This is a genomic window from Aneurinibacillus migulanus (assembly GCF_001274715.1).
GTDB lineage: Bacteria > Bacillota > Bacilli > Aneurinibacillales > Aneurinibacillaceae > Aneurinibacillus > Aneurinibacillus migulanus.
The window spans coordinates 52,891-74,742 of sequence record NZ_LGUG01000005.1; the positions used below are offsets into that span (position 1 = coordinate 52,891).

Consider the following 21,852-nt stretch of genomic DNA (forward strand, 5'->3'; position numbering starts at 1 on the left):
AGACACAAAAAAAGGAGTACCTCCCCAAATCTCGAAAAAGTTAAGTGCGACCAAAACTCTAGAGATAGGATGGTGACTCCCTGTGTCCATTATACGACAAGGAAGCCTATTTAGCATTCAAGATTTATATGATTTAGAACCTACCCAACGTTTTGAGGCGATCTTTTCAACAATAGACATTGAACCTCTTCTTTTTTCGCTGTCGAAAAAAACGAATCATGGGGCTCCTACAGAATTAAATTATGCTGCGATGATCTACGCTTTGGTCGCTCGGATTGTCGAACGTATTCCAACGGTCAAAGATTTACGGAAACGTTTAAAGGATGACGTCCTTTTTCGTTTGGAATGCGGATTTCTCTTTTCTGATGCGCTTCCTTCGGAAGCATCCTTTTCTCGTTTAGTACAGAAACTGTCTCAAACCGCGCTTCTAGAAGACATGCAAAATCAAATTCTTCTCCAAGCCATCCAAGAAGGTTTTGTAGAAGATGAAGCAGTCGCGATCGATGCCACCCATTTTGAGTCTCGAGATCAAGCAAAAACTCAAGAAAAAAAGGCAAAACCAGAACCAAAGAAACGTGGACGCAGGTCCAAAGCAGAAAAGGAAGCATACGAAAAACAGAAGCAAGAAGAGAAAGCCGAATCATCCGTATTTGAAAAATTGATTGCTGATCAACTCGATGTTCCCCTAGAAACCCTCCGTTCTCAAATGCTGATAGAACCCGCTTGGGGAGTTAAGAAAAACAGCGAAGGGAAGAATGTTTTTTGGTATGGCTTCAAGGGACACCTTGCCGTAGGAACCAAGAGTCAATATATTCTCCAATCCATCATGTCATCGGGTAGTTTAAATGATGGAAAAGCAGCCATTCCTTTGCTTAAAGGTTTGCAAAAACTGCCCTTATCTGTCCGCTATGGCATCATGGATGCAGGGTACGATTCTGTTCCGATTTACCAACAGATTTACCGTATGGAGGCTTATTCCATCATTGCTTACAACAAGCGGAATGAAGGTGAAACGATCGGATTTGATTCACACTTTGCCCCTACATGCGTACGAGAATATTCATATCGTTACGATAGCTATGACCCAAAGTACAAAACACTTAAGTTTGTCCGTCCAAAAGAATGCAAGGATTGTCCATTAGCCCAGGATTCTCTCTGCCAAAAAATTTATAAAATCCGGATAGAGACGGATGTACGACGGTACACAGCTCCTGCTCGTGGAACAAAAAAGTGGGAGGAACTCTACGATCAACGTACGGCGGTCGAACGTGTTATCGCCTATTTAAAAGAATTCTTTCAACTCAACAATGTTCGTTATCGAACAGGTAAAAAAGCAAAATTTCACTTTGACCTTGTTACCCTTGTTTATAATGCTTCGAAATTGGCAGCAGATCGAATCGGAAAAGAACTTAAAAATACTCAAACCCAAGCAGCTTAACTTTTTAAAAATCACGATTTTCCGCTAGGTGAAGTCTGTCTCTTATTCGAAAAAGCAATTATGAAATTGATTCAATTGATTGAATGAACTCTCAGACAGCAAGGTCAATCTATCCTCATCAGCCATAAACGCGGACGGTATCATACGATCCAGATTATCCAAATTCCCTTTTACCTTCACGACATCAACGGTAACATCGGAAATAATGGAATGGCCAGGCGTTTGTGAAATGGTTTCTTTTACCTTCTCATCTACTTGTTTATCCCCGGAAATGTAAGCATAACTGAAAGGCTCAACATGTTTGGCCGACTCTTCATTTTTGTAATAAAAGCTGTAGCTTGTCCCGATGGCACATAATGTAACGGCGCTCAACAAAGAAATAATGGATAACGTACGGGCATTCCCTCTTATCCTGTATAACAATTGGGACGTACCTACCATGTTCATACCATCGTAGTAACGCTTCTTATTTTTTTTTGATAGCTTTAACAAAAATACGGCCAGCGAATTGAATAAGAAATACGTACCAATAATAACACCGGAAAAAATAATCACAACATTTCTTGTAAAATGACCGATCCAAACGGCCGAGGTAATGTTTTGTAATGCAATCCAGTACCCGGTTCCGATAGAAACAACCGCCAGCAGAGCCACGAAAAATGATGCTCTGGGTGCCGTTTCTCCTTTTTTCTCCGCCTGAAAAAGTTCAATCAGCTTAAAACGGTAAATCAAGCGGTATCCTTGCAATGAAGTAAACAGAATAATAACCATGAAAACAAGAACTGTATTGATGATAGCCTTCGGTGCAATAACGAATGCTATCGCAATGTGGAATCCCATCAGCTTCATTAGCAGCATAACGAACAGCTTGGAAAGTAGCGTACCGATGAAAATCCCTACAGCAAGTGCAAGTAAGCCCATAACAAAATTTTCGTAAAATAGCATTCTACCGATTTCTTTCTTCCGTACACCAAGCAATGAATAAAGGCCAACTTCCTTCTTCCTTTTGCGCGTAAAAAAGGAGTTAGAATACCAAATAAAAATGGCGACGAAAATCATGAGAACGACCGATGCCCCGTTAAAAACGGTTCCGATTTTCGTTGAACTTGCCGTCATACTCAGCACCTGTTCGTTATACTGAAGCGATACGAACGTAAAATAAATAACAATGCTAAAAATCATGGAGGCAAAATATAAGAAGTAATTATAAAAATTTCTTCTTATATTTCTTCTGGCAAGACTAAATAAGGTCATTTTTCCCACCTCCGAGCACGGACAGCACATTCAATATCTTCTCGAAAAATTCCTTGCGCGATTGATTTCCTTTTACTAATTCAGTAAAAATGGCTCCGTCCTTTATGAAAAGAACCCTCTTGCAATAGCTTGCCGCGAACGCATCATGCGTAACCATCATAATGGTAGCCCGCTCCTGTTCATTCAAGCCGCTTAAGCTTTGCAGAAGTTCAGTTGCAGATTTCGAATCGAGCGCACCTGTAGGCTCATCCGCAAAAATAAGGCTGGGCTTGCTAATGATAGCCCTGGACGCCGCTGTTCTCTGCTTTTGTCCACCAGAAACCTGATATGGGAACTTGGACAGGATTTCCCTGATACCGAATTTATTGGCGATTTCCTCTACCCTTTGCTCAATTTCTCTGGCGTTCACCTTTGCAAGCGCAAGCGGAAGCACTATGTTTTCTTTTATGGTAAGTGTATCTAACAGGTTGTAATCTTGAAAAATAAAGCCTAGTCTTTCTCTTCTGAAGGAAGATAACTCATCCTCGCTCATTTTCACGACATCGCTGCCATCGATCATAATTTCTCCCGATGATGGCTGATCAATGGTCGATAAAATATTTAAAAGCGTGGTCTTCCCTGCGCCGGAAGGACCCATAATGCCGACAAACTCGCCTTCCTTTATCTCCAAATCAATCTCCTGTAGTGCGGTATACACATTGCCTCTTGAGCCATATATTTTCTTTATTTTCTTTGCATATAATACGTTTTTCATTCGGCTTCCCTCCACATGCTTAGTATTCGTTAAGCAGGTTCGCTTCAAGCATCGAGAACGCGATAGCCAACCATGCCAATTACAAATCCTATTGTAAGAAAAGCCTCTATACCGTTCCATTGCTCAACCTTACAAAGCCCATTCTCATCCTTACATTTATGTCACATCAAAATGATTCAATGGTTTCGGAAAATGAATCATCATCTTGGTGTATTTCCCTTCTTCTGATTCGACGCTTATCGTATGACCTAATTTTACAGCTAATGTTTTCGCCAGATACAGACCAAACCCGGTGGACTTGGCGTATACACGTCCGCTGTATCCTGTAAATCCTTTTTCGAATATGCGATCAATATCTTCGGCTTTGATTCCTACTCCGTTATCTTCGATGACAAGCATTTTCTCTTTCTCATTTTCATGGCCCGTAATCGTTATGATTCCCTCTTGATCCGTATATTTTAAGGAATTGGACAGAATTTGGTCGACGATAAAGCCCAGCCATTTTTTGTCGCTGAGCACTTCTATATCCAAATGGTTCATTTCACACCTTATTCTTTTGCCAATAAACAATTTCGCTTGCTTTTTCACGCTTTCCTTCACTACTTTTTCTATGTTGCATTCGCTAATCACGTAATCCTTCGTAAACGAATCCGTTCTCGAATAGTACAATACCTGCTCGACATATCCATCGATTTTGTCCAATTCATTTTCAAGCTTGTCCAGTATAGTGTCCATCGGCTTTCCGATGCTATTATCGATGATTAGCCTGCTTGCGGCAATCGGTGTTTTTATTTCGTGTATCCATGTAATAAAGAAATCTCTGTCCTCTCTCTTCCTCTCATGCAATGCTTCAATTCGGGCATTCTGTTGTTCGTATACTTGTTTCAACAACAGGATAAAGGCATGCTGTTCGTTCGTTTTCGCTTCGGGTAGAGCGGAAACAAAGTCTTCCTGCCGGCTTGTAATCATCTCATGAATAGTAGAGTAGAAATTCCGTTGATATAGAAAATCCCAGGTCAAATACATGAAAAAGAAAACAATGGATACGGCATTTATGTATATAATATTGTCTGCACTGATGTTCACGGTCCCATCCAAATACATAACGGAAGAGATGAAGGCCATGAGGATAAAATAAAAAGCGATAAGAAATTTTCTGTCCTTTATGTAAGCAGTTGGTTTCATACGATAATATATCCTTGTCCTTTTTTTGTTTTGATGAAGTCGTCCTTGCCTGCATCCTTTAGCTTCTTACGCAGCCTCGCGATATTTACAGTCAGCGTATTATCATCCACAAAGCTCTCGTCTTCCCAAAGATTCCTCATGATTTTATCCCTGCTTACAATGTTTCCGCTGCTCTTCATTAGAATATAAAGAATTTTGAATTCGTTTTTGGTTAATTCGACCTTTTCCTCTCCACATAGAAAATTACCTTCCTGTAGATTTAACACGATTCCGTCATGCTCAATCACATTCGATTCCATATTTGTATACGAGTAGGTTCTTCGCAGGATGGCATTAATTTTTGCCATGACTACGTCGATATAGAAAGGTTTTTGAATAAAGTCGTCTCCCCCCATGTTCATTGCCATCACAATGTCCATTCTTGTATCCCGCGAAGAGATAAATACAATGGGAACCTTTGATACTTCCCTTATTTTGTTACACCAATAAAACCCGTCATAAAAAGGCAGATTGATATCCAGTAAAACTAAATCCGGGTTATACTGTACAAACGTAGCAAAAACGTCACTGAAATCCTCTTCGCAAAAGCCTTCAAAGCCCCACTTTTCTATGTTTTCCCGTAGTACATCTCTAATTGTTTTGTCATCTTCAACAATTAATATCTTCAGCATGTGAAACTCCTTTTCTGCTAAATACGTTGTTATAAATACAGCTTTCTTTTATTTTTGCCAAAAACGAACAGAAAGAAAGGGTCCGTTTGGCCAATCAGGATAAGCTTGATTGGAGATTTGAGCTAAATTCCCAATTCATTATTAATGATTAAAATATTTACTTATACCTCTATATAATATAAAAATGAAGTGAACGACTTTACCGGAAACATAAGGAGTAGTACGATGTCACCAAATCTTAATCCACTTAATACAAATACCAAAACAAAAAAAAGGAAAGTTTACATTCCTGTAATTACGAAATTTTGGCTAAGTCATTCTATTGCTTTGCTATGGATGTGCTTTTCCATTTATATTTCGATGCCTTGGCTAAAGGATTTATCAAATATTATTTCTTTTCCTGTAGCACTGTTCATTATTATGGGAATTTCCTATGTTCCAGGTTATATGAGCGCTTTTCTAGTTGCGAGCCTAGCCTTTGATAGGCAACCTCCGTTCAAAAATGAGTTTCCTACCGATGCTGTGACTGTTCTCATAGCTGCTTATAATGAGGGAGAAAGAATATTTAACACACTACAATATCTTTCAAGCCAGGATTATAAAGGCAAGATCAATACCATTATTATTAATAATCGCTCAACTGACAATACGGTTTCAGAAGCATTGAGGGCAAAGCAGGAATTAGACTTGAATCTTGACATTATTTATGAAGATAATGCCGGAAAATTCCATGCTTTAAATAAAGGACTACAGCATGTTACCACTCCGTATGTAATTACATTGGATGCAGACACATTGTTGCATCCATCAGCGATTCGTTATCTTGTAGCCCGAATTAAAAGCAGTCCTGAAGATATATGTGCAGTGGCAGGCTCTATTCTTACCAAGAACAGCAGGGAAAATATATGGGCTAAAATACAGGAATGGGATTATTTCCTAGGTATTTCTTCTATCAAAAGGCTGCAAGGTTTATACCAGGGGACACTTGTCGCGCAGGGGGCATATAGCTTATACAAAACCTCGTGTATCAAGGAAATAGGTGGATGGCCTGATGCAATTGGTGAGGATATTGTTTTAACATGGAGGCTTTTACAAAAGGGATGGAAGGTTTATTTTGAACCCTTGGCAGTCGCTTTCACGGAAGTGCCTGCCAACTTCNCTAAGGGAAATTAAACCATGGGAACAATCCCAAGTATACACAAAATATTTAACCTTTATTAATTTGATTATGCCTTATCTGGATTTCACCTACACCTTCTTTTGGATTCCCGGACTTATTCTCGCATGTTTTGGTCATTACTGGATTGTTGGACCGATGACTTTGTTTGTTTTGCCGCTTACCTTAATTAGCTATAGCTTACTTTATTTCTTTCAAAAGAAATATGTTTTTAAACCATTGAATNTTTTGCCGCTTACCTTAATTAGCTATAGCTTACTTTATTTCTTTCAAAAGAAATATGTTTTTAAACCATTGAATTTAAAAGTTCGTAAAAACTTCCTTGGCTTTCTTTTGTTCGTTCTTTTCTATCAAATGATTATGTCACCTGTTTCAACATATGGATATATACAGGAAATGTTTAAGTTACAAAGAGTATGGAGATAGAGTTTGTATTCGTAAAAACATTCAGCTTTCGTTTAAGTAATGTTTGTTAGCCATATAGTAAGGCCCCGCTATCCATACGGACAGCGGGGCTTAATCATTATTCCTTCTTCTGTTTTCCGGTATATCCTGATACTACCCCGACACCGATACAGGCATAGCTAATAAGGTCTAATCCTAATTCCCATAGGCCCTGTGGAACAATGACTCCTTTTATGTTTAATATTTGATACAATAATCCGCCAAAGCCGGCCCACAGAAACGGGTCTTTCAACCGCTCCTTCATCAGCTGTTCACCTTCTTCATTCCAGCAGCGACACGCACCTCATCAGCAAGCCGCCCTATTTCTTTCCTCTCGTCCTGGCATGTAGCCGCGTTCCATCTATCCTGTAAAATACGAATGACTTTGTTAGCGTCTTCCGCTTTCATCAACTGCTGTTCCCCCTTCGGCTGAATAGGCTGTGGTGCTGCTGGCTTCTTTATTGGTACGTAGGCAATACCAATCGCGGCTAACACACCCTTACCAATGACTTCCGCCAGTTCAAGCAAAAAAGCACCATCTTTCATCAATGCTGCTTCCTTCGGATTTGTTATGAAAAAGCATTCAAGCAGCGCCGCCTTCGCCTTAACCTTCAGGACCGCCAGATTCGTGCGTATTTTGATGCCCCGATCCTTTAGTCCATACTGCTGCAGGAACTCCTTCACCGCGGTGTGAAGCGCTTCAATCTGCCTGTTCTGTGAATAACAAAGCGTTTCATAGCCGTTTGCTGTCGATTCGCTACTGGCGTTCATATGCAGGGATAGGAAGAAGTCCGTGGCTTTACTGTTGCTAAATCGCTGGCGTGCTGCCAGATCTTCATTTTTATTCGCTCTTAAACTCGTTGCACTTGATAATGAACGTTCTCCGTTCCGGGTGAGAAAGACCGTTACCCCGTGGCGAGTCAATACGTTTTGCACAAGCTGTGCCAAGTAAAAGGCACGCTCATGCTCCTGTAGACCGTTCCCGCAGGCCCCCGGGTCGGGAAGGCCGTGTCCAGGATCGATGACTACGACTTTACTCATTGCCCTGTCCCCCGTTTCAAATATTTGATTTCAACCCAGACATCCTTGACATTGGACTCCAATGTAGCCAGTCCATGCTGAATCTTCTCCAATGTTTCTGATGTTCTTTCGTAGCCTTCATTTGTTTTCTCAAGATGAGCCATCAGTTTGGCCTCACGCTCTTTGCTTTCCTGCTTTTGCTCGGCAATAAGGTCCTTTAGCTCCTGCTCCCTTTCCTTGTTCTCCCGTTTTAAATCCTTAAAAATAAAGGCTACGGCAGTAATAGAGACAAGAAAGAGAACGACGAAAAGAATGCCAAAGGCGTATTGTGATTCTGCAATTTGCTGGGCTGTTTTTACGTCTGGCATAACATCCTCCTTACCGCCTTTTCGGCGTGAAAATTAGTAAAACTCACGATCATTACCGCTCGTCCTTTTTCCGCTTAAAAAAGGAGCCGCATATGCGACTCCTCAGATAAGGGTAAAAGCTTGAAATAAGTGATTTTTTCCGATCATGTTTGATGATTGTTTTAAAATACGTTATAAACGTTTTCACACGTTTCGGCTGTTGGTTCAAAAAAACAGTGAGCCTTGTAACGCCCCACGAAAGGCTGATTATACCACTGAGGAGGACAGTTCCCTGGCGGTTTAAAGTACCATAAGCTATATTTTCCCGGCCAGTATCTCTCACCATTAATAACCCGACGAGCTAAGCGTTTTTCGCTTTCCCTTGCCCTTTGATAGAAATAACCGTGTGTAACAGCCTCAAACGCATGGGGTTGAAAAATCATTTGCGGAATGGTACGAAGTCCCTTAAAATCTGAACAATCTGCTCTGATGCGGTTGACTCCTACGTTTCCGACAAGCATCATGCCCACGTTTCCTTCCCCTTCAGCTTCTGCTCTAAGCAACCTCGCCAAAAGGTCAATATCCGCGTTCCTGGCTTTTACAACTGCCATGCCTTCACCTCTACCATCTTTTTAACTGTATAGTATGGCTTTTCCGCTAGGTTGGTGACGATGGAGAAGTTATGGTTTATTAGGTTTGCTTCGGCTACTTCTGAAATTGTTTAGTTAAAACTTATGATGCGTTTCATCTTATTCAAAGGGTTTGTGTGAAAAAGAAAAACGCCTCTCCATGTGCAGGAAAGACGTTTGTTATACTGTAGTATTTGTATACGCCTCATTGGTGATTGTTTCATATTGCTCTACTGTAATTTTTCCATAAACAACAAAGTTACCTACATACATCGTGCTTTCTGGTTCCTTTGTATAGAGTCCCATGTCATAGTACCGTTTGATTATTTTATACCAATCCATTTTACAAAACCCCTTTCATAGTCAATTCCATTAATAACGACGCTTGTTCCTGTGCGGTTTGTGTGGCCTGTGCCTCTAATTCGACATTTTTTAAAATAAGAAACGCTGTATCACCTGCCTGCTGTTCGTTCTTCGCTTCCAGCTGGGCAACCTGCATCATAAGAGCTGCGTTTTCTGCTTGTAACTGTTCGATAGGGTCCGGCTCCTGTGGCACAGTTTTTTTTATCTCCTCGATTTCTTCCGACGTTAATCCTTCCAACCATTCACCATCAAGCCAGCGCGGTTTGTATAAGCCTTCTGGTGGGTCGATTGTGACGATATTTTCATCCTCAATGACGTCATTTTGTTCGATAAGTACCGGTTCCATATAAAATCCGTCTTTATCTACACGGTGTACTTGTATAACCATATGTGACCTCCTTTATTGTTCAGAAATAAATGTACCACTCAGGAGCACCCAACCGCCTGTTAACCAATGATCTCCTACGCATACCCTACCATCTTGTTCAATATTAAACGTAACGGGTCTTGCTGTATTTGCATCGATGTATTGTATTGAGGTTAATACTACCCGCCTGCTTTTTGGCCTGAATCCTACTGGTAGTTTATAAATAGTGGTTGCAGGTGAATTCACAACGGGTATAACTATACCTGTAAGTAAAACTAAATTATTATCTGTTTTTTGGTAAGTAACGGAATTTATATCCGGGTAAAAAGTAGTAAATCCATTAACTAAATTGGCTTTTATAACTGGGTATGGCTGCTTCCGTGCATACTGCATCTCTACTACGCTTACCCGTGTTTCCAAGTTAGTGGCGTCCTCCACCATTTCCGCCACGACTGCGGCTAGTTTCGTCTGGTACTCGCCTTGTAGATCGATAAGCGGGGCAGTGAAAGCATATCTGTCAAGGACAAGATAAGTAACGGAGTAGGTGGCGTTAGGGTCTACTAGGCTTTTACCTGCTGTGTAATCTCCAATAGCAAACGCACGAACATGTCCATAGCCTAGTCCTTGGGCAGAATCAAGTATCCATACCCGGTCTTCCATTGTATTCTTATACACACTAAAAATCCTATCTGCTCGGTTTGCAAGCTTTGTAGAACCTGATATCCGATTTATCTGATTTTCATATCCGTTGTATTTAGCCTGATTCGGATTATCAATAGACTCCCGAATCACGACGCCCGTACCGACTTCCAGTACGTTTGTACCTTCGTGTAAGGTAATTTTGCCTTCAGACGTTACAGGGACTTCAACGGGTTGTGCAAGTTGGTAGATGAGGCGGTAAGGTGTATAACCTCCATCTGCTAGTGAAGTAGGTAACGTGTTTGTTGCATCTACACCATCACCAATCCCTACAAATTTCCCATTAACCATTTTGCTTAACTTTACCCACGCTCTTGTTCCTGTTCCGAGATAGGGATTAGCATGTGTAACATTGTCATACATTTTCCACCCGTTAAAATACGCTTTTATCTCGCCTTCTGATGGCGTGTAGTTCTCGCCCCATCCGCTGTCGATGTCTGAAATAGTGATATAAATATTTCCATCACCGATAGAATAGGTGTTATCTTGAATATCAAACCCGCCTGTTGTTACGTTCTTTAAAATTTTTCCATCGAATTTTACACCATAAATCAAACCAACGTTTGGTGAGTTCAGCCCTTTTATAGTTATGTTTTTAAATCCTGTTTTATCTGCTTGAACCTCGTAGCTTAAATTTCCATCCAGTACAATCTCACGAAACTTTTCTAACTTACTCAGCTGCCCATCACGGTAAAACAATTCGTCTCGTACCGTTCCGTCTACGTTAGAATGTAACGACACATCATAGAAAACGTAATCGTTGTTTTGCGGCTCAAAAGGTAAGGCGGTGCTTCCGATATTGAGCATCGGGTTATTAGCGATATATGGTGCTGAACCAACTGCACTTCTTTCATTCTGATTTATAACAACTTCTAAATAGCCAGTATTACTTTTTGTGGTGAATACATAAACTCCGGCAGGTTTATCTCCTACAAATGGTGTATTAATTCTGTTTTTATTACTATCATTATCACCAACCCAGAAATTAGCCGTACCATTAAATGTGATAGTGTAAGTTGTATTAGGTTGTACCTTAGCCCAATACTTAATTTCTGCAAAACTTTCATTAGAATTAATACCGGATTTTTCTTTATTTATTTCAATAGAGTAAGGTGATTTTACAGTAATGCTCGAATCATAAATTGACCACTCCGTAAATGGTGGTAGTAAGTTCTTTCCGTAACGGATAGCATATGGATTTCTTACAGGCTTTACATCGTCTACATACGGATACTTTGCCGCAATTTGCTCTGGTGTCATGCTGTCTAATGCTGCGTATTCGGCTGCGGTGATTTCGTAGAGGCGAATAGCATCTACATAGAAATATTGGCCAATGGCTGTTGAGGCTGCACAACACACATCAAAATTTGTGGGATTATCTGAGGTTGCCGATAATTTAGTATAGACAGTATTAAATTGGGATGTATCTGCTGATTTTTTTAAAATAGACTGTGTAGCACCTGATATACCACCAATTCCAGCAAAATTCACATATATAGCAGATGGGGCAGTTCCGTTCTTTACCTCAGCTAATCCAATATAATACCTTCCTGCTCTAATTTGTACCTTTGACTTATCTTTAAATAAACTAAAGTAACCGTTTGATAAAGCGGAAGATATCTTTATTCCGTTATTTCCAAATACTTTGTTATTAGTATCAAGTGCAAGTGTTCCTTGCCACGAGTCCCACTTACTAGCATCCTCGCAATTCCCATCCCGCCCAAGCAGATCAGCCAGCGTTCTTCCCTTTATGCTTGATATGTTAAACGGCGTCGTTCTATCGGCTGTTATCGTTTGGATACCGGGTTTTAGTGTAGCTGGAATGGGAGCTGCTTCGCCCATTTCATCCTCAATGACAGTCAAGCGCTGATCATGTTCCTGTAGGCGCTCTCCATGTTCCTGCACCTTTGCTTTCTTTGTATTGTTGTAGTCATTTGTCGATAGCCCCTTACCTGGTTCCTTTAATACGACTTCCTCTTTTTTGGCGAATGTATCCGGCGTAATGGTCCGGCGTCTATCCGTTGATGTAATAACCTTGCTTGCATCCGTAGCAAAGTACCAAAGCAGAAGACCGGCATTTGCTGTCGCCTGGGACGTTGTTCTCTTTACGACACCATCGGTATCCAGATAGATGTATTGCCCTTGTGTAGGGTTTAATGTCAGACTACCTGCAGCAACTTCAAATCTGCGCCCTGCCACATAGCCGACGCCTGCCGTCCAGCTTGCGGTTAATCCGGCGGCAATGAATTGAAAGCCTGCCGTTCCGGATGGTGAAGCAACAAAGCTGCCGCCCCATTCCTTTGCCAGCTGCTCAATCAAAATATGCGCGTCCTCGATGCCTTGTTCCGCATGATTAAGCCGGGCCGATGTAATACGTGTCCCTTCCTGTACCAACTCGTACAGTGGTCTGCCGGTCTGCGGGTCCATCTTTTGCTTTCCAGACGCATCCTTAATCGGTTTTGTTAAATCTGGAATCTCATCTTTCCATGTTTGCTTGTTATACGCCACTTGCTGTTGCCTCCAATCGCACAGAGAATTCAAAGCCAATTAAAAACCCCTTATCGTTTTTCACTACGTTAAGGGGATTATTTGCCAGTGTATTGCCGTCCTTATCCATCAGGGATGCGCCCAAAATCTGTTTTCCGATAGCCTCTGTTTCTTTTACATACACATACTTTCGTACAGAGCGGCCAGAAAATATCGTATTGTGTATCGGGTACTGTACCAGCTCCCCGCCGATATTGACCAGGGCATGATCAAAGCGTGCGCTGATATCCTGTACGGTGTAATCCAGCAAAAGCGGTTGGATAATGTCTGCCACGTTTATTCCCCCTCTCCCATAGGTATCTCAAAGCCTGTAATCGGCATGTCTACTGGATGATGATGCTCCTCGTTTCTGACTGATAAGGATTGTGTAAAGATTTGACCTGTCACAGCAGTGTCTATTAGCGTTTCAAGGCCACAAATCGGAAAGTCTACTACATGACTGTAGCCCGTCCCTTTCACCAGGATAGGCTTTGTCTCTACCCGAGCAACTGGTACCGCCCGATTAATATGAACAGGTCGAATATATTCAAAATCCTCATACAATCGTTTCAGGTCAATGCCTTCATTTGCGACATACTCAAAATAAACCTCTTTTGAAAGAAAATCCTCTCTTACATCAAGCAGCTTCCCGCACTGGCTGCCTATCAACCGAAGAACAGGAAGCTTAAACGGGCGCTTGGCCCACCGCTTTTTTCGGATGGCTTCTCTCCGCTCCGCAAAACTACCGGATTGCACCTTACGAAAGTATATCCATTCCCATACCTCTAGCGCATAGGTGGCCCGCTGGAGGATGAATTGGTCCCGCAGCTCGTTTGTGATTTTCTCCCGATCATCCATCTCTTTTTCCATCACGGAAAAGTGACGCTCGGCCATATCGATTTCATACCAGTATGGCGGCAATACTTTTCGATAGCGGAGAGGAATCATAATAAAACCACCTCAACCTGCAGGATCGATACAAGTGGAATTTCAATATCCTCGGTGGTACCATTCATCGTAAAGCTTGAATAATTTTCTCCGATATCGACAACCAGAAGCGCAGCAACGTAATTGTAAACAAGTTTCGTCCGGCCTTCTGCATAGGCAAGAACACGCTTTTTGATTTGTTCTGCCAGCATCGCCCGATCCCCGGTTGTTTCGAGCGCGGCCTCAATCCGCAACGTAAAGACAGGAGCAGGATGAGCGACTAGGTCATGTCCCGCAATCCGCTTTTCTTCCCACATCAAATTTTCAACTTGTTCTGCAAATTCCAGTGTTACTGGGTTGCCGTTCATATCTGTGAGGTACAGGTCGATAGAATTGTCATGTCGTTCTTTCTCGACCGCAATTGCACCGCCTACGCCGGGAACTTCTTTGGCCCATAACTCATAATCCTTCCGCCGCCCGCTCCCTTCTTCGGTAAAGGCACGGTCTAAGAGACGAAGCCGGAATGTATCATCGTCCTCGCCCTCTTTTTTAAGCAGTCCATCCGCCCAGCCGTGTGCCTCCAGAAATTCACCATCCGCCCATATTGGAAACGCCTGAATAAAGCCATACGTCCATAATTCCTGCTGCTCTGCGTATTCCTGGGCGATAGGGTGCCATAAATCATAAAAATACTCCCCCTCGCCTGTTGGGGGTGGAGGAAGTCCCTTTTCTTTTGCCAGTTCAATCGCTCGATTCACCCAACGCTGATAAATGTCCTCTGGCGTTTCTTCTAGAATAGGCATATAGGGAAGCTTGGGTAAGTCTGTAAGTTTCATAGTCCGATCACCTCCTCCATCTCTGCTGTACCGGCAAGGCCGACCAAATGGATTTTTACATGTACCTCATGGGCCTCTCGTTCCATAGAAAGCACTTCGGCCCGCTCAATTTCCGGGTGGGCGGTCAACGCCTCTTCCATATCCCGTTTAATTTCAACGTCTTCCCATCCCGGCCATTCTGATTTTTCAACACCGATATCTGCGCTGTATATCACGTATTGAAAGCGCTCGGTATTGAGTATTTTCATAGCCGTCTGTATCAGAAATTCAGCATACGTTTTGGTCTTGCGTGGTCGGCCATCTTCATCTACAACCGCACACCGATTGCGAAAGTCGAGCATGTACGTCCATTTGTCTTCCGAAGCAGCCCCTTCGTATATTTCCATGTCCCCCATATCACTAAGATTCATCTCAGGAAACAAAGAAATCGGTTCATCCACCATCCATCCTCACATCCTTTCCATGCACATAATACTGCTGTCCAGTTAATCATAAGATATTGGCTTGGTCGCCCTCTTAATAACCCTAGTGTCAATATGACCGAACATCTTCTTTTCTACAAGCTCAATACTCTCCTTGGCATACCTTCTACCACCTTTTCAACGTGAAAATAAAAGAGGAGCCGCACATGCGACTCCAAAAATAAAAACGTCTCTCCATCCAGAAAAACGTTTATTACTGAGCAGTAACAAAATCATCACCTGTGATTGCTTTAAATTCTGTTACCGTAATCTCACCAAACGGATTTTGGTCGGTTTTTACAGTAAGCCGCAGTTGATCCTTCGTTACCCATTTTAATTTGTACGCTAGGCTCCAAAACCCCATGATTATTCACCTTCCTTCAATCGAATCAATTCTAACTTAACCGTAGCCAATTCCTGTCCTAATGTTTGGATGATGCCATCCTTCTGCATGTTGCTAATTTTCAACAGTGCCAGCTCCTGCCCCATTGTGACCATTGGAGCTTCAGCTTCTTCCCGTTCTTTTTCAATTTGTGAAAGCGGCTTTTCATTAATGATAATCAATCGAATGCACCCCCAAATCCATTGACAATAACCTGACTGTTTGCTGTGCCTTTTTCAAACATAAAGCGAATATCTACGCCCCATTGTTCTGCTGTTTTCTCTGTATTGGTAAAGAGAAAACCGCGATTAAATCGAACATGATTCGTTATGTCCTCCCAGGTAGGTGAGGCATCAAAGGCATTGTTACATGCTTCGATTTTCATCGTTGTGCCATTTGGCACCACCGCATCAATAGTGACAAGAATCCGCTTGGCGGCAATATCGGTGACAAATGGCTTCTTTAGCTTGAATTCCAGCTTGGTTTCCTGACGGACAAATGTATAGGTGCGTGCCGCTGTCATTCCTTTACTGTCGGTCGCTTCGATGACTAGCTTATGTTGAATTCCAGGCTGCAATCGTATCCAGAAGTCATGTGGAATGGTAATGGTGTTTTCTTGTCCGGCTACACCCGCAAAAGAGCGAATGACCTTCCCGTCGATTTTCTCGGTAACGGTAAATGTATCATTTTCTGCATCCGATACAGTGTACGTCTTCGACGGCGGTGCTTGAATGGTTCCTAAATCCTCATTCGTACCGGAGATAATGGGCGGACGGTTATGAATGACACGGAATTTACATGTGACTTCCGTTGACTTTCCAGCTTTGTCGTCCTCAGCCCATACATTGAGTATGTGGTCCACATTTTCAGCTAAATCGCCCGTAACCTCCGTAGCTCCGTCACGCAATCTTTTGTTGCTGAAGGTTAGGTTTTTGGTAAAAGAAAGAGGCGTGCCACTGGCGACGCCTGATGCGATATTACGGACTGTGCCGTTATCAATTTTATATTTGACTGTTAATACATCTCCACTGTTCGCATCCGTTGCGTTGCCTGTAATGCTGAAACTTTTCCCGTCCGTAAGTGACTGATTATCCGCTGTGGTTACCGTCATGGTGGGATTGCTGTTCACAAAGAAACTAACCGTTTGTGTACTTACATTCCCTGCATTGTCTTTGGCCGTTACAACAAGCGTATAGTTTCCTGCAGTTGTAATGGTAGTGCCGGAGGTAAAGGCATTCCCATTTAGTGTAGCTGTGCAGCTCTGCAAGCCTGCGCCGCCCGTATCCGTTGCAGAAAATACAGGTGTCACTGATGTGTATGTTTGACCTTGAGAGACACCCGATATAGCAATAGACGGGTTTGTCTTGTCGATAGTAATAATACCTGTGTACGTTGCGGTAGCGGTGCCGCCTTGTCCGTCATTCGCGGTAACAGTAATGTTTGAATACTGCGCCTGCGGCAAGTCTGATACGGGCCAAGTGAGCGTCCATCTTCCGGAACCGGCAACTGTTGTTTGTTTTGGGATACCCGCTATCGTTGCACTGATGGTTACCGTATCCCCATCCGGGTCGTTTACGGTTCCGGATAAGATACAATTCCCTGCGGATAAGGCCATATTTCCAGTAGAGATGCTTAGTACTGGATTTTGATTTTTCCGTTGTCTAGCAACAACAATAGTTGCTCCAGGCTCCGTAGGGATTGGGGGAGTGAGTGTAGTATAGAGAAAATTCCCATCTGGAGGCATTGACTCGAGTATTCTCTTTGTTTGTGCTTCCCGTTCTACGATATAAAAAGCATATCGGTAGTTTGTAAAATCATACCCAGGGCGCACCCAAAACTGCGAACTTAAAAGGTAGTTACTATCACTATTAGAGGCATACAGGGTATAGGCTAAAATATCTTCTCCTGTTTCTTTGTAAAATCGAACCCGTAAAAAATCAGGATATGAGTCACCGTATTTATGACTACTTACTTGTTGCCAAACAACTTCCCATGCTGCTGTCATCTATACCACCAACCTTTTATTTACCTCGTCATACCAGCCGCTGATGACCTTAACATCTGTTAACGTATCCAGGTTTTCCGTGAAGATATTATCCGTGAAGTTGTTAAACAAGGCGTCTTTTACTGATTTCACATCGATTTGAAGAGAAGCAATAGCAGCAGTATGCAGGCTCAGCAGAACGTGTGCATCATAAATGCCTTTTTCCCAGCGGATAATTTCTGTTTCAGTGACTGGCGTTTTCGGCGTCCAGTCAAACTTAGGTTCAAACACCATTGCCTTTCCCTCCTTTTATTACGAAACGAAAAGTAAATTCTGCTTGCTGGCTCTCTACTACAGCAAAATTCGCTTCCCTTTCTGTAATCATGTTGCCGTTCTCATCCAGTAATCGTAAAGACGTTATTTTATTGAGACCTGATATCCCTTGTGTCATAATTACAACTTGATTTCCTGTTCTCTGAATGGATTGAATGGGAACGGTTTGATCACCATTCAGAACGATGGTGGATGCCCGCACACATAAATCCTGTGCAGTTCGTTCCAGATAAGCTGTGTTCATTACAGCATCACCTCATCTTCGTATTTTAGCGGCGTCATACCCACTTGAAACTCCTCTACAGTATGATAGCGACGCAGGTTGCAGGTGATTTGCTCGTCTATTTCTATCGTCTCGTCTGCATTTGTAGCAATTGAGAAGCCATGAACATGCACCCGCCGCATTTTCATAAATGTTTTGTACAGGTGTGTGACATCAACGGCATCTTCCAACTGAAAAATGAACCGAATGATTTTTTGGTCAAACACCTCTTCGACTTGTGCATTTTTCAATTGCGAGACATGATTCGCCAAAGCGAGCAGCACAGACGGCGTGAACGGCAGCTTGGCATAATATTTTTCAAATACTTTTAGCCGTCGTTCTTCATATGTCCCTACGCCAATCGGAAGGCCGAATAACTTCTCCCATACGTCAAGGCCCCATGTGGCTTTATGAATAAAAAACTGATCACGCATGTCCTCAATGCGGGATTGATGTAAAGCGAACTCTGCGTCCAGTGCTTGAAACAGCAAGGCTGCATGCTTATCCTCATAATGAATAGGCGGTATTCGTTTTCGATACTTTAAAGGGACTAATACCGTCATGGCAGCGGACTCCAATCCAGCACATTAACCGCTCCATCCGGCGTGACAATATTGTTTGTGCCTCCGTTAAGAGTGTAATCCGCGATATCCTCCACTCCAGGCACAAACATTAGATTAGCAATAACCTGGTAGCGTAGTACCTCATTTTTCTTGATATAGATGTTGAGGTTTTCTACGATTTTAGCTTCCGTTTCTTCCGGGTTGGCATCAGACGAGAGAATGAGCCGTGCCGCTACTACAACATGATGTATCGTAGCCGGAAGCACCCCAACATCATGCAGTGCCTCACGTTCCTTCTCAATGGCCGCCCGCACAGCATCGCATAAGACTTGGGAAGCAGGATGCCCTTCCCAATCCGTGATAAAAATATCAATGCTTAAATCATTGCGTAAATGCTCGATTGCTTTGGCAGAGCCCGCTCCGGCATTTCGGGCCATTCGCTCGTAATCTTTGGCACGCCCGCTACCTTCCTCTTCCTGGGTCCGGTTCAATATCCGCTCCCGGTACGAATCATCATCCTCGCCTTCCAGTCGCGGAAGTTGGATGAACTCCTTTTGTCCATGCCAATCCAAGAATTCACCATCTGCCCATAACGGCCAGCCCTGAACCCAGGCATACTCCAATAGCTGTTGTTGTTCGGAGAACTCCTGGCAAAAGGGGTAGCCCATCGTATAGAAATACTCTCCTTGTTCCGTGGGCATCTCATGTTTGACACGGTTTGCACAACGTTCATAAATGTGATCGGAATCCTCAACCATAATCAGCAGCTTGTCATCCAGCTTCATTCGACCATTTCACCTCCATCTCCACTGTTGCGGATACCCCGATAATTCGTATGCTCATCCGCATTTTGTTTCCAATCCGTTCCATATGCAGTACTTCTGCCTTTTCAATCTCTGCATGTGCTTCTAATGCCTCTTCAGCATCACGCTTGACCTCAATATCTTCCCATCCTGGCCATTCTGATTTTTCTACGCCTATATCCTCATCGAAAATGATATATTGGAAGCGTTCTGTATTAAGAATGCGCATGGCTGTCTGTATTAAGTATTCCTTGTAGCCTTTCGTTTTCTTTGGACGACCATCATCGTCCAGTACAAGGCATCGTTTTTCAAAATCAATAACATACGTCCATTTCTGCTCAGATGGAATGCCCTCGATGTTCCTGATGTCGTCTATATCGCTAAAATCCATCTCGGGAAACAAAGAAATCCGCTCATCCGCCATCCATTCTCACATCCTTTCCATGCACATAATACCGTTGCCCGGTCAACCGGGAGACAATCAGTCGGTCCCCTGCTTTAAGGGGGCTAGGAATAACAATCATACCCTGTAAGGAAGCGCGGGGTACTTGTTCATACGGTGTGCCACTCTCATATTCCACACCATTCGCCAGCACGCCTGTCACGCTCCCCTTCGCCTCCTCACCTTCCATGTACTGCCCGATCTCAAAGTACGCCTCTACTTTTCGATCCTGTAAATATTCAGCGAAGATTAACTTATCCTGCTCATATGGAATAGGGTCCCCATCCACCTGTATCCGCGGTTTATCCGGCCAACTAAGCAGCGTCGCCCGCTCGGTATCCCTGGCATCGATATGACCAGACATCTTCTCTTTCCAAAGGTTCAATGCTTCCCTTAGCACGTCTATTGCCGCCTTTCCAAATCAAGCTGCACCGTATACATTCCATTCTTGAAGGAGGTCTGCTCGCTGACAACGATCCATTTCGATTTGTATTCAGCCTCCTGAATCAAAACAAGCCATCCGGCGCGCAGACCGCATAGCATAGGATCTTCGTGTTTTACGGTAATTTTCCTGGTTAGCTTCGGATTTGATAGCTCAATAAGCTTCTGCGTAGCGATGGTCGCCGGATCTTCCTTTTCTTCCACCTCGATAATTTCTTCCATTCGCCCCAGGTTAGTAACAGCTCCAGCATTCGACTTTGTTACGGAAGATGCTATCTTCTCATCCTTCCATTTCTGTGCTGTAACGACCGTGTATGTGTCTTCGATAGAAGAGCCGCGGCTACTGGATTCCATCTGATCTCGAATGAATACAGGAACCTGATTGTTTGTTCCTTCACGGGCAACAACAATATAATAGCTTTGGTCTGTGCGAAGGTATTCCAAATAAAAGCGGTAGCCGGTATGCTCATACGCTTTTTGTAGCACATCCAGAATTACCTCAGAGTGAGTCATTGTTCCGTACCGTTCATCGATGGAAAAACCAAGTACCGGGCATCGGAAATCGACCCCGGTACTTTGAATATATTTTTGCAGTTCTGCGCCTGCTTCACCTTTGAGATAGGGGCGGGTGCCTTTATTTTTAGCCAGGTACCATCCGAGTTCCCGTCCTTCCAATTGCCATTCATTCGTGAATTCGTCTTCCTCGTAGCTGATAATCGGACCATGAAAGAATTGATTTTTATGGTGCAGGAGCTGCTCCTGTGTCCGCCTTGCGAAACACATCAACATGCCCGCTTGTTCAACAGGTGGGGCATTCCGCAACCGCACCGTCATATTGCGGGTAATCTCATCCCGGTTAGAAGACCATGAAAGATCGACTAGTGCTTCTGTGAGGGTATGTCGGACGTTTTGCTTTCCATATACGACAGCAAACTTCTCCATCTACTTGCCTCCCCCCTTCACGCTACGATTCTTCGTCTCGATTCGTTGCCTTTGCTGGGCTGTATCCTTGCTTGTCCCGCCTTTTCCATCCTTATTTTGTTTTTTACTCGACTCCTTATTGGTCGTATTCGCGCGGCTAACTGCCGGCTTCGTAATGATAAGTCCCGGCTTTAAAAGCTGCTTTGTGTTGGAATAGGAGACAATTTTTATTGGCTTGTACTCTATAAAAGTAAAATTAATATAGAGATTGGCCTGACCGTTTTTATAGCTTGGCTCCATGTTTTCCATCCACATCGTTTGACTGAACAGCGTATCGAATATAACGACGACCGGCTTTAGCTTCCATTGTTCCAGCAGCTTCAACGCTTGCTCAGGTGACTGATATTTAATCGTTTCGGTACCGGTTTCCCAGATTTCCTGCCAGAAACGTGGAAAAATAGCCGTAAAAGAAACCCGCTTCGCTTTTGAAACGGGTTTGCCTGTACGTTCCTCACCGGTAATGACAGTGAAGGTTTCTACTTCATTACCGGATTGAATCTGAATTTCCTCCGGTGTAAGAGGGAAAGTAAACCGGTTATTGGCTTGCGCTAACGCCAGCATGC

Annotated in this window: 28 protein-coding genes and 2 pseudogenes; 4 read left to right on the top strand and 26 right to left on the bottom strand. The window is 43.1% G+C overall.

Features of this window, described 5'->3' with window-relative positions:
- The first annotated feature begins 82 nt into the window (after positions 1-82).
- Positions 83-1,438 (top strand): IS1182 family transposase, encoded by a 1,356-nt coding sequence (locus tag AF333_RS25985; protein ID WP_043067180.1) that lies wholly within the window; start codon positions 83-85, stop codon positions 1,436-1,438.
- A gap of 42 nt (positions 1,439-1,480) precedes the next feature.
- On the opposite strand, the gene AF333_RS25990 is transcribed toward AF333_RS25985, so the two are convergent.
- The 4 genes from AF333_RS25990 to AF333_RS26005 form a co-directional block, all read right to left on the bottom strand.
- Positions 1,481-2,692, bottom strand: a complete 1,212-nt coding sequence (locus AF333_RS25990; RefSeq protein WP_053432783.1) for an FtsX-like permease family protein — start codon at positions 2,690-2,692, stop codon at positions 1,481-1,483.
- On the bottom strand, positions 2,679-3,446 hold the full coding sequence (locus AF333_RS25995) for an ABC transporter ATP-binding protein (protein ID WP_043063663.1): 768 nt from the start codon (positions 3,444-3,446) through the stop codon (positions 2,679-2,681). The genes AF333_RS25990 and AF333_RS25995 overlap by 14 nt, the downstream gene beginning before the upstream one ends.
- Positions 3,447-3,602: 156 nt before the next feature.
- On the bottom strand, positions 3,603-4,631 hold the full coding sequence (locus AF333_RS26000; RefSeq protein ID WP_043063664.1) for a sensor histidine kinase: 1,029 nt from the start codon (positions 4,629-4,631) through the stop codon (positions 3,603-3,605).
- Complete coding sequence (locus tag AF333_RS26005; RefSeq protein ID WP_139189225.1) at positions 4,628-5,299, bottom strand: response regulator transcription factor; 672 nt, start codon at positions 5,297-5,299, stop codon at positions 4,628-4,630. Before AF333_RS26005 ends, AF333_RS26000 begins: the two co-directional genes overlap by 4 nt.
- A 228-nt stretch (positions 5,300-5,527) precedes the next feature.
- Between AF333_RS26005 and AF333_RS26010 the strand changes: the two genes are divergently transcribed.
- The 3 genes and pseudogenes from AF333_RS26010 to AF333_RS36355 all read left to right on the top strand — a co-directional run.
- The coding region (locus AF333_RS26010; protein ID WP_141391465.1) for a glycosyltransferase family 2 protein at positions 5,528-6,460 on the top strand (933 nt) is incomplete at its 3' end.
- 1 nt (position 6,461) lies between these two features.
- Positions 6,462-6,704, top strand: a pseudogene (locus AF333_RS36350) (glycosyltransferase family 2 protein); the annotation flags it as partial.
- A 1-nt stretch (position 6,705) separates the two neighbouring features.
- A pseudogene (locus AF333_RS36355) lies at positions 6,706-6,905 on the top strand (glycosyltransferase family 2 protein); the annotation flags it as partial.
- A gap of 97 nt (positions 6,906-7,002) precedes the next feature.
- On the opposite strand, the gene AF333_RS26015 reads toward AF333_RS36355, so the two are convergent.
- The 22 genes from AF333_RS26015 to AF333_RS26115 all read right to left on the bottom strand — a co-directional run bounded on the left by AF333_RS26015 (position 7,003) and on the right by AF333_RS26115 (position 21,850).
- Positions 7,003-7,188, bottom strand: coding sequence for a hypothetical protein (locus tag AF333_RS26015; protein WP_043063667.1), 186 nt, complete (start codon positions 7,186-7,188; stop codon positions 7,003-7,005).
- A complete protein-coding gene (locus AF333_RS26020) occupies positions 7,188-7,964 on the bottom strand; it encodes an N-acetylmuramoyl-L-alanine amidase family protein (RefSeq protein ID WP_043063668.1) in 777 nt (258 codons plus the stop codon). Before AF333_RS26020 ends, AF333_RS26015 begins: the two co-directional genes overlap by 1 nt.
- A complete protein-coding gene (locus tag AF333_RS26025; protein ID WP_052520263.1) occupies positions 7,961-8,311 on the bottom strand; it encodes a hypothetical protein in 351 nt (116 codons plus the stop codon). The genes AF333_RS26020 and AF333_RS26025 overlap by 4 nt, the downstream gene beginning before the upstream one ends.
- 161 nt (positions 8,312-8,472) lie before the next feature.
- A complete protein-coding gene (locus tag AF333_RS26030) occupies positions 8,473-8,901 on the bottom strand; it encodes a cell wall hydrolase (RefSeq protein ID WP_043063669.1) in 429 nt (142 codons plus the stop codon).
- A gap of 198 nt (positions 8,902-9,099) precedes the next feature.
- A complete protein-coding gene (locus tag AF333_RS32420; RefSeq protein WP_074715472.1) occupies positions 9,100-9,261 on the bottom strand; it encodes an XkdX family protein in 162 nt (53 codons plus the stop codon).
- A 1-nt stretch (position 9,262) separates the two neighbouring features.
- On the bottom strand, positions 9,263-9,670 hold the full coding sequence (locus AF333_RS26035; RefSeq protein WP_043063670.1) for a hypothetical protein: 408 nt from the start codon (positions 9,668-9,670) through the stop codon (positions 9,263-9,265).
- 12 nt (positions 9,671-9,682) lie between these two features.
- A complete protein-coding gene (locus AF333_RS26040) occupies positions 9,683-12,856 on the bottom strand; it encodes a hypothetical protein (RefSeq protein ID WP_043063671.1) in 3,174 nt (1,057 codons plus the stop codon).
- Positions 12,846-13,169, bottom strand: a complete 324-nt coding sequence (locus AF333_RS26045; protein WP_052811684.1) for a hypothetical protein — start codon at positions 13,167-13,169, stop codon at positions 12,846-12,848. Before AF333_RS26045 ends, AF333_RS26040 begins: the two co-directional genes overlap by 11 nt.
- A 2-nt stretch (positions 13,170-13,171) precedes the next feature.
- Positions 13,172-13,822 carry a DUF2313 domain-containing protein gene (locus AF333_RS26050; protein WP_052811685.1) on the bottom strand — a complete coding sequence of 217 codons (651 nt, stop codon included), beginning with the start codon at positions 13,820-13,822 and terminating at the stop codon, positions 13,172-13,174.
- Positions 13,819-14,637, bottom strand: coding sequence for a baseplate J/gp47 family protein (locus AF333_RS26055; protein ID WP_043063672.1), 819 nt, complete (start codon positions 14,635-14,637; stop codon positions 13,819-13,821). Before AF333_RS26055 ends, AF333_RS26050 begins: the two co-directional genes overlap by 4 nt.
- Positions 14,634-15,080: a DUF2634 domain-containing protein gene (locus AF333_RS26060; RefSeq protein ID WP_080787541.1), complete on the bottom strand. Its 447-nt coding sequence runs from the start codon at positions 15,078-15,080 to the stop codon at positions 14,634-14,636. The genes AF333_RS26055 and AF333_RS26060 overlap by 4 nt, the downstream gene beginning before the upstream one ends.
- 232 nt (positions 15,081-15,312) lie before the next feature.
- A complete protein-coding gene (locus AF333_RS26065) occupies positions 15,313-15,462 on the bottom strand; it encodes an XkdX family protein (protein ID WP_043063673.1) in 150 nt (49 codons plus the stop codon).
- Between the two features lie 2 nt (positions 15,463-15,464).
- Entirely contained in the window at positions 15,465-15,662 is a 198-nt protein-coding gene (locus AF333_RS26070; protein ID WP_043063674.1) for a hypothetical protein, read from the bottom strand.
- Positions 15,659-17,485 carry an Ig-like domain-containing protein gene (locus AF333_RS33225; RefSeq protein WP_139189221.1) on the bottom strand — a complete coding sequence of 609 codons (1,827 nt, stop codon included), beginning with the start codon at positions 17,483-17,485 and terminating at the stop codon, positions 15,659-15,661. Before AF333_RS33225 ends, AF333_RS26070 begins: the two co-directional genes overlap by 4 nt.
- The gene (locus AF333_RS26080; RefSeq protein WP_043063675.1) at positions 17,486-17,758 is read right to left on the bottom strand and encodes a hypothetical protein; all 273 of its coding nucleotides are present in this window, start codon (positions 17,756-17,758) and stop codon (positions 17,486-17,488) included.
- Positions 17,748-18,041: a hypothetical protein gene (locus AF333_RS26085; RefSeq protein WP_043063676.1), complete on the bottom strand. Its 294-nt coding sequence runs from the start codon at positions 18,039-18,041 to the stop codon at positions 17,748-17,750. The genes AF333_RS26080 and AF333_RS26085 overlap by 11 nt, the downstream gene beginning before the upstream one ends.
- Positions 18,041-18,622 carry a putative phage tail protein gene (locus AF333_RS26090; RefSeq protein ID WP_043063677.1) on the bottom strand — a complete coding sequence of 194 codons (582 nt, stop codon included), beginning with the start codon at positions 18,620-18,622 and terminating at the stop codon, positions 18,041-18,043. Before AF333_RS26090 ends, AF333_RS26085 begins: the two co-directional genes overlap by 1 nt.
- Entirely contained in the window at positions 18,619-19,407 is a 789-nt protein-coding gene (locus tag AF333_RS26095) for a baseplate J/gp47 family protein (RefSeq protein ID WP_043063678.1), read from the bottom strand. The genes AF333_RS26090 and AF333_RS26095 overlap by 4 nt, the downstream gene beginning before the upstream one ends.
- On the bottom strand, positions 19,394-19,849 hold the full coding sequence (locus AF333_RS26100; RefSeq protein ID WP_080787542.1) for a DUF2634 domain-containing protein: 456 nt from the start codon (positions 19,847-19,849) through the stop codon (positions 19,394-19,396). The genes AF333_RS26095 and AF333_RS26100 overlap by 14 nt, the downstream gene beginning before the upstream one ends.
- The gene (locus AF333_RS26105; protein WP_043063679.1) at positions 19,839-20,267 is read right to left on the bottom strand and encodes a hypothetical protein; all 429 of its coding nucleotides are present in this window, start codon (positions 20,265-20,267) and stop codon (positions 19,839-19,841) included. The genes AF333_RS26100 and AF333_RS26105 overlap by 11 nt, the downstream gene beginning before the upstream one ends.
- A gap of 2 nt (positions 20,268-20,269) precedes the next feature.
- Entirely contained in the window at positions 20,270-21,250 is a 981-nt protein-coding gene (locus AF333_RS26110; protein ID WP_043063680.1) for an XkdQ/YqbQ family protein, read from the bottom strand.
- On the bottom strand, positions 21,251-21,850 hold the full coding sequence (locus tag AF333_RS26115) for a hypothetical protein (RefSeq protein WP_043063681.1): 600 nt from the start codon (positions 21,848-21,850) through the stop codon (positions 21,251-21,253).
- Positions 21,851-21,852: the final 2 nt, after the last annotated feature.